This is a genomic window from Nocardiopsis sp. TNDT3, from assembly GCF_003427465.1.
Classification (GTDB): Bacteria; Actinomycetota; Actinomycetes; order Streptosporangiales; family Streptosporangiaceae; genus Nocardiopsis; species Nocardiopsis dassonvillei.
This window is the reverse complement of record NZ_QPFC01000806.1, coordinates 1-8,703: the sequence shown is the minus strand read 5'-3', so window position 1 is coordinate 8,703 and position 8,703 is coordinate 1. Positions and strand designations below refer to the sequence as shown.

The following is an 8,703-nucleotide window of genomic DNA, read 5'->3' as shown; positions in this document are numbered from 1 at the left end:
CCCCCCCCCCCCCGGGTGTCGCGGGGTGTCTCAGGCGCTCTGCCGCTGCCTGGCGATCTCCTCCACCTTGGCCGCCTCCTCGCGGCGGCGGGCGCGGAGCAGGGCCAGGCGCTCGGCGAGGACCTCTTCCAGGTCCTCCATGCTCCGGCGCTCCAGCAGCATGTCCCAGTGGGTGCGCGTGGGCTTGGCGTTCTTGGGCTCCTCGCCGGAGCCGTCCCGCCGCAGGGCGCGGTCGCCGCAGAAACGGCACTCCCACTCGGCGGGAATCTCTGCCTCGGTCGCGAAGGTGACCGAGAAGCGGTGGCCCCGGGTGCAGTCGTAGGTGACTTCCTGCCGCGGAGCCAGGTCGGTGTTGCGGTCGTTCTCGTAGCTCGTCGCCCCGAGCCGGGTGCCGCGAAGTGCTCGCTCGGCCATCGTGTGGGTGCCTCCAGGCGCTTGTGCGGTCTCGCGGGGTGTAACGCGTCGGTCCACGTCAAGATTCCCCGCTGACCTGAGGTCGAACCACCTCCGGCGTCCAGGGGCCACCCCGATCCCAAAACATCGTCCGGTGCGCCGAGTGTGGCACATGTGACCTGGGGCACTCCAGGCTGGCTGTTTCGGGTGTGTCTCTATATACGCCCGCCAGGGGCGAAAAACATCCGCTAAGCCCCGTTTTCGCCTTCCCGGCGCACCCTCCTGCCTGGTGGGGGAGGCGCCGCGCCTCCGGGGCCGAATCAACAGCGGCGGGGTCCCGTCGTCGGCCGCGCTCGCCGCGCCCGGCGCCATCGAGCACGGTCCCTCCGCCCGGCCTAACGCCGTTCGTCAGCGGCTGGTCGTACTTCTCCGGGTGTCGCTCGCCCGCGCTTCTTCCTCCTCGCCGACTCCGGAGAGCGCCAACACCTTAGGCCCTTGCTAGCGTTCGCATACGAACGGGATCGGGGCTTAGGCTCCGTGCACGCCAAGTTCCCACTGGTATCCCCGTCCGGTGAGCAGCTTTCCAAAGGAGTGCTGCTGTTTGGGAAAGCCGTGCACCAATCTGACTCTTCGTGCTCCGATCTCCTCCACGATCCGGAGGAGCCCTTGCTGATCGGCGTGCGCGGACAGTCGTGTGTCAGCCATCCTCGCCCGGACGTCGACCTCCTCGGTCCACGAACGTCCTTGAAGGACGAAACGCCGATTGCCGCCGTTCACCAGGCCTGCCAGTCTGCCTCCGGGGGACTCCTCGTCCTGGCGGCCAGCCACGAGCACAGCGCTGCGCGGATCGGGTAGTACTGTCCTGGCCCATTCGACCACAGGGCCTCCGGACATGCTGCTCGCCGGACTGATCACCACTCCGCCCCGGAACGTCTCCACCAACCTCGTGCGCTGACTTCCGACGACGCCGCGTACGTTGTCTCCCAGCACCCGCACCGGCCTGTCGGTCCCGGCGGTGGCCTGTCCGACCAGTTCCGCGATGGTCCTGGCCATACCGTCGACGAGGACCGGAACCTCGGGAAGCCCGTGTCGAAGGATGAGGGCCACCTCCTGGGCCCGGCCCAGCGACATGGCGGGCACCAGGACGCGTCCTCCGCCGCTGCACACCCGGTCCACGGTGTCCAGCATGCGCTTCACCGTGTGGTCACGGTGCCCCAGCAGCTGGTCACAGCAGGTCGACTCCACCACCAGCAGGTCGGCACCTCGTGCGCTCTGCGGTATCTCGCAGGCGCCCACGCTCGCCTGAGCGAAGTCGGCGACGTCACCGGTGATCACCGCGCGGTATTCCCCGGCCCGTACCACGACCCCCGCCGCGCCGACCACGTGCCCGGCGGGGAACAGCTCCACGGCCAGGTCGCCGATGATCCGTTCGGTTCCCACCCCCAAGGGGACCAGTGCCGCACTGGCCGCACGCACCTCTTCCCGGCCGTAGGAGACCCCGGCCCCCGGAGGACGGGCGCTCCCGAGCCCGCGTGCCACCTTGGCGGTGTCCGTCCACATGGTGGGCAGAAGCTCGGCGGTCACGGGGGTGGTGACGATCGGGAACGGGCCCCGGTCGCGGAGCAGTTCGGGAACGTACCCGGCGTGGTCGTTGTGCGCGTGGGTGACCACCACAGCGTCCAGCGGACCTGGCGAGAGGTCGACCAGTCCGGGAGGGGCCACCTGTCCTCCCGGTCCGGCCTGGCGAAGTCCCGCGTCGACGAGGATCCGGGTGGAACCCGCCTCGATCAGCACGCAGGAACCGCCGATCTCGGTACCGCCGCCCAACTGCACCACGCGGGGTGCCCGATCCCCGCCAGCCGTCAGCCGGGCCGTGCCCCTGCGCTCCTCCCACTGCGGATCAGCCAAGGAGCGCAGCACACGGATGAACACCCCGGCGTCGGCACCGGCCACCCGCACGGCACCGCGCATCGCGGTGCGCACCGGGCCCTCCGGAGAGACGGTCTCCCTCTCCCTCGGATCGCTGGACTGCGCGGGGCCGTCGGTGTCCCACAGACGCAACAACCGGCGGCCCAACACCCGGGGGTCGCGGTGCTCGGCCCTCAACAGGTCCGTCTCGGCCCGCGCCTGCTCCACCTCCTCAGCGGTCTCCTCTCGGCGCCCGGTCTCCCTGCTCTCTGCGGCCAAGGCCCGGTCGCGTTCCAGCCGCAGATGCCTGAGCTTGCCCTCGGCCTGTCTTCGCCGTTTCTGGCTCTCGGCCAGACGCCGTTCGAGGGTGCGCACCCGTTTGTCCGCCGCGTCATTCGGGGCGGCGGTGGCTGCGACCACCACTGGTGACGGCGGGGGTGCCGTGAGCGCGATCCTCGCGGCGGCATCGCGTACACCGGGATCGGAGTGGAGCATCAGTCGGCACAGCGCCTCATCACGCTCCTCCGGTGCGGGGGACGCCACCAGGGCCGCGCAGGCCTCGGCTGAACGCGCGCGTACCAGGGTGCGCAGCGGCGGAAACTCCGCCAGCAGGTTCAGGAGCCAACCGGGGCGCGCGGACACCAGTTCATCGGGGGCGGTCTCCGGGCCAGCGAAACCAGGACGGGCCATCACCGCCTCCGCGACCAGGTCCAGGCCGCGGATGTCCGGGGAGGTCACGCCTCCTCGCTGTGTATGGTGCTGACCTGCCGGAAGACCGCGTCCAGAACTGGTTCGGGACGCAGCAAGATCTGTTTCGGGTTCCTCTCAGAGGCCACGGGGACCAGGGCACCCAACCCGCGCAGGACCTCCACGACCCCCAGCAGGGCCAGCGGCCCCCGTGCGGCGACACGGGCCAGTTCGGGGTTGTTCCCGGGATCGGTGTCGGCGGCCATCCTGATCAGTTCGGCGAGCTCCTTGGCCTCCTCGGGGATGCCGTACTCGCTGATCTGGCGCCACGCCTGCACGAGCTCGGGGGCGTCCCGGAGTCCGGTGTAGGTGAGGAAGGAGGCGCCGTCGGAGCCTGCCAGTCGCCTCTCGGTCTCGTCGAGCACCTGGGCGGGTTCCCGGTCCTGTCCGACCACCTGTCCGATGACCTTGTTGACCAGGTAGGGCCATCCTCCGGTCACCTGGAGGAGGCGCGTCTGCACGGACTCGTCGACCAGTCGGGAGAAGTGGTCCAGCAACCGCCACTGGCGTAGGCCGGACGGTCCGAAGCGGCGCAGCTCCACGACCTCGACCCTGTCCAGGACCGGGTCCTCGCCTGTCTCGAACGGGTAGCCCATGGCCGCTCCGATCACCCCGGTCAGAGCAGGCTGGACCACCGCGACCACGTGCACGCGGTAGGGGCAGGTCCGCCGTAGTTCGTCAGCCTCCTTCAACTGGCGCACCGCGCCCGCCACGGATCCGGACAGGTGGACGAGGACTATGTTCTTGCCGTTCTCCAGGCAACGCTGGAAGGCGCCGTTCAGGGTAAGCCCCTGCCGGTGCACCTCCCACACGTGTGCACCCAGTTCGTCCTTGACCTGTTGTAGTGCGGCCGGGACGAGGTCCACCTGCGTGGCCCGGGAGCCGATCACCAGTCGGATCCTGTCGTCATGGCGGGTGAGCAGGGCCGTCTGTCCAGCCGTGAGCGGGGACAGGCCGGGGCCACCGCCGTGTGTGCGCCGGTAGGAGGCTGAGTCGAACACACCCGGCTTCTCGTAGTTCTCCTGCGCGTTCTCCAGTTCGCGCTCCACGCGCTGGTAACCGCCGAGCAGTGTGAGGATGTGGGGGGTCCGCAGCCGGTAACCGTTCTCCTCGTCCGCTGCGGCGAGCACCCCCAGATCCACGCACTCCTCCACCAGTGAGGTGAACTCATCCAGGGAGCAGTCCTCGAACCCGTTCGGCCACCATGTCCGGCACTCGTCCAGCAGGAACCTCTGCCGTACCACCTGCTCGCGGTCATCGATGGTGTGGAGGGCGACCGCGTAGGCGATCACCTTGTACCTGAGGTCGAGGTCCAGGGTCCAGTCGAACCGCTGGCGGAAGGCCGTGGTCATCCCCTGACCCGTCTGCACCGCGTCCACGTCATCGGCCGTCACCGTGTAGGGCAGGGATGGCAGTCGGGAGGACCGCAGCCGTCGCAGCAGCTCCTGACCGAAGTACTGCACCAATGCGGGGGCGTTGTTGGCCAGCGCGATGATGCTCACGGCCAGTTCGTCGGGCAGGACGAACCCCAGCGTGCGCAGGGGACGCACCAGTAGGTCGAAAGCGTCGGGGGAGAGCAGCGGGCCGATGCTCACCGGCTCGCCCAGGTTCGCGAAGGGCTGGTTGGGCAGGGAACGGAAGCGGGACGTGTTGTGCAGACCGGCGAAGACCACCTTGAACCGGCTGTCCGTGGTGTTCATCAGGTCGCGCAGGGCCACGACGTTGGCGAAGTCGTGCTCGTCGGCGTCGATGGTCAGGAAGGCGTCCGCCTCGTCCAGGAACACCATCAGCCTGCGGTCGGGGTTGTCCCGGGACCAGGCGCGGATGGCCGAGCACACCGACTCCTTGGTCGCAGGGCTCAGCTGCCCCCGTCGGCAGATGCCCTTCTCTTCCAGGAAGGAGGCCAGGATCTGCCAGACCTCGGTGGCCTGGGAGACCGAGCGGATGTCACGCGTAATCACATGGGTGCGGCCGTTGTCGCGCCTCAGACGCCGGTCAGCCTCTGCCAGCAGCACCGACTTGCCCAGCTGGCGGCCGCCGTAGACGAAGTGGGCGCCTGAGCGTGCCATCACCGCCTCCAAAGCCTCGCGTCGTCCGTAGAACATCTCCTCAGGGATCATCCGCTCGGACTGGAAGGGCTTTGAGACCGTGAACGGGGCGGTAAGCCGCACCGTGGTCGACCACTCGGGACGGGCCAGCGCTGCCAGGTAGGCGATCACCGCCTCATCGACTACGGCTGTCACCGGACCGCCTCGGGTTCGCGCCTGTTCTGCCAACTCCGTCCGCTGGTTCTCGGACAGCAGTCCGAAGTACAGCACGAGCACCGTTTGGTCCTCGGCGGTGTTGGTGCGCAGCCACTCACCGAACTCCAAAGGCGACGGCTGACCCCACACCAGTTGCAGCCTCAGGCGCGCGCCGCTCGGACTCATCCTGGAACCGAAGTCCGGCAGAAGGGCTTCCCCGGATGGGGTCACACCGGTCAGGTCCATGTGGACGAAGTCGCGCTGGCCGCGCCGTTCGGCTTTCGCTCCCGATTCCTCGGGATCGAGCTCACCGCCCACCCCTAGCAGGGCCAAGACGCTGTTGACGGCGGTGCGCCGGTTGCCGCTGCTCTGGGGGCCCTGGGAGAGGGTGTTCCACTGGCGCAGTGCTTCATAGGCGGTGGCCCGGTCGGTCCCCGTGCGCTGCTCGGCCAGTTGCGGAGCCAGGAGTTCCCGGTGCGCGCGCGTGGGTATCGCCTTCTCCGGTGCGGTCCCCTCCACCCTGAACAGGGCACGCAGCTCCGAGGTGACGGGGTGGTGACGCTCCCTGGGCTGCCGGGTGCTCTCCAGTACCTGGGGATACCGGGGAAAGAAGTTCGCGAAGTGGTCGGGACCGCTGTTCTCCTCCGGGACGGGCTCGCCCTTCCTCAACCGGGAGAGCAGTTCGTCGCAGGTGGTGATACGGCCGTTGTCCAGGAAGCTGTTCAGCCGCTCGGAGTACCGCGCCACGTCGGGATTCTCCTCGGCTTGGCGCTCCACCTCCTGCCGCTGCCTGTGCACGCACTTCTCGCGTAGGTGCTCAGCCTCCTCCGCCAACAGGCGGAGCCGGTCGTCGAGCACGTCGAAGTCGAGGCGAGCAGGATCGGAAACCAGGCCGTTGGCGCGATCATGCAAGTGGTTCGCCTCGTCCTCGGACAGCGAACCGTACAGGCGGTGCAGTGCCACCGTGGACTGGAAGGACCGAACCTTCGAGGCCAGGGACGCGCGTTCTTTCTCCACTCGGCTCTCGATACGGCCCGCAAGCTCGTCGGCCAGCGCCGGATTCTCCGCGCGGGCCGCCTTGACCAGCAGCTCAGCCCCGGCCAAATCCGCGCGCTCCACCCGCTGCTCGAATGAGCGCCCCCAGTCGGCGGGCTCTGTGAGCACCTGTTCCAGGGCCTCGTGGGAGGGCAGGCGCTCGCATTCACCGTCCGGAGTGACGCGGCAGTCCGGGATGAGCAGCAGGTCGCGGGTGAGCACCAGGTCCCCGGGTAGGAGGCTGGAGACGGGAGGTTCCCCCTCCAGGAGCCGGTTCACCCCCTGCAGGAGCTGCCGTGCGGCGTCGAGCGCGCCGGTGAAACTGCCTTGGCCGAGCCCGTCCAGTTCGGCCAAGGCAGGGACGAAGTGTTCACCGGTGGTCGAGCTCAACCGGTTGAGCCCGTCCAAGCCCCACATGCCTCCCTCCTCGGCCTGCTCCAGGTTCTCCATGTGGTACACGGTGTCGGCCCACACCCTGGCGTTGCTCCGTAGGTCCTCGATGTAGCGCAGCAGGGCCTGACGAGCCCGTGCCTCGATGCGCTTGCGCGGAGAGCGCACGCGCTTTCCGAGGCGGGCGTGCACCTCGTCCACCAGCCGCTCCGGATCGAACACGTCGAACCGCGCGAGCTCTCCCAACCGGGCACCGTCGTCCTGGGCGGGGATGTCGATGAGGGGGCGCAGCTCCCCTTTGAGGGAAACCATCGTCCGCCACACTTCGGTAGCGCCCTGGTAGTTGATCTTGCGTCGTGAGGCGTGGTCGCTGTCCTCCCGGGCTTGGCGGACCGCCTCCTCTCGGCGTCGGCGTTGCATACCGGTGTCACGCAGGTGCTGACGGTTCTCCGCCGCGTTGAGCCGCACGCCGCTCTGGGCGGCCTCGGTGAAGGCCTCGCTGAGCGCGGTGAGGGCAGGGCACCCGTTGACCGCGCCTGAGGCGCGCTCCAGCAGGTGGTAGGACTCGAAGGAGGGGCTCACCAGCCCGGCGCGCAGCGCGGCGGCCCAGACCAGCACGCGTTCGTCCCTGCTGTCGGGGAGGTCGTCCGCGAGGACCGAGGCCTGCGCCCGGAAACGGTCGGAGAGGTCGCCGCCGGTCTCGATCACCTCGTGTGCCAGTGCGGCGGCGAACCTGGCCCGAGCCACGTTGTCGGGAGAGCCCGCGGAACGGTGTAGCCAGCCGCTCAGTGCCAAGCGGCCGCGGCCGACCGCCTCCGTGTCCAGGCGCTGGACGCGGGGGTCGGCGACAGTCGCCCTGACCGGAGGCGCCGAGGACGCGGAGGCTGCCGGAGACGGCTTTCCGTCCGTGGCCTCCGCTGGGGAGTCATCGGTGGGGGAGGTGGTGACGGGCTCCTCGAAGACGGGCGAGGGGACGTGTTCATCGGTACTGGTGTCCTCGGCGGGGGCAGCCTGCTCTCCGCTGCCGACGGCCGTGAGAGCGTCCTGTTTCCCCTCCGTGGGGACCGTCTCACCATGTATGGCGGTTCCTGGTCCGTGCCGGTCCGCTTCCCCGGAAGCCGGAGACGAAGGTGTGCCGTTCCGCTTGACGGCTTCGACGTCCTTTTCGTCATTCGTGTCCGATGAGGAGCGCAGCGCGCTCTCCCGGGCGATGCGTACGTCCAGCGCTTCGAGCGACTGGTCTCCGCTAACCGGGGAGTCGGTGCCAACGGAGGTGTTTCGCGGTTCTCCGTCCTCCCCCGGTTCGCAGGACTCCTGCTGCTCTGCGGTCCCCCTAGCCTCCTCTTCTGTGAACTCCTTGCCGGGTTGAGCCTCCTGGAAGGCCCCCGGTCCTCCGGTCCCGTCTGGAGCTGGTGCGTTCCTGGCACGTTCCAGCTCGGGGACGGGCTCATGGCGGACACTGTCCGTCGTGAAGCTTCCCTGGGTGATGGCCATGGCGATCGGCTGCCAAGCCGTGGGCAAACTGGTCAGGGCACGGCTGAGCAGCCCGGTGGCCGCCTCGGTGTAGGGGCCCTTGGCCACGGCGTCGGAGAGGTCGGCGAGTAGTCGGAGGTGTTCGATGTGCTCACGTCCGGCGGCTGCGGCGCGGACCAGTGCCAGAGCTTCCTCCAGCTCGGTAGGACCGGACACCGCGGCGAACCTGGCGCACAGCGCGGTCTCGGCGGTGTCGTTGAGCGCCTGCAGCAGATTCGTGTCCAGCTCGTCCAGACTGTCGGCGGGCGTGTATTCCCCTTGCGTGGCACGACTCAGGCCGCGTGAGACGGCGTCGAAGTTCTCAACGGCTGAGGACAGGCACGACAGATCCGCTCCATCGGGACGTTGCCCGGCGGCGAAGGCGTCACCGAGCCGGGCTGCCGCGTCGCGGGCGCGCGCGAACTCGGAGCGTAGCCCCTCCGCGCGCCTGAGGAGTTCCTGCATGAAATCGACG

3 protein-coding genes are annotated in these 8,703 nt (G+C 69.1%); all 3 read right to left on the bottom strand.

The window, feature by feature from the left end:
- Positions 1-30 precede the first annotated feature (30 nt).
- Entirely contained in the window at positions 31-414 is a 384-nt protein-coding gene (locus tag DQW06_RS19720) for an RNA polymerase-binding protein RbpA (RefSeq protein ID WP_013153776.1), read from the bottom strand.
- 507 nt (positions 415-921) lie between these two features.
- A complete protein-coding gene (locus tag DQW06_RS19715; RefSeq protein WP_117199079.1) occupies positions 922-3,039 on the bottom strand; it encodes an MBL fold metallo-hydrolase in 2,118 nt (705 codons plus the stop codon).
- Positions 3,036-7,463 (bottom strand): hypothetical protein, encoded by a 4,428-nt coding sequence (locus DQW06_RS19710; protein ID WP_157983499.1) that lies wholly within the window; start codon positions 7,461-7,463, stop codon positions 3,036-3,038. Before DQW06_RS19710 ends, DQW06_RS19715 begins: the two co-directional genes overlap by 4 nt.
- Positions 7,464-8,703 lie beyond the last annotated feature (1,240 nt).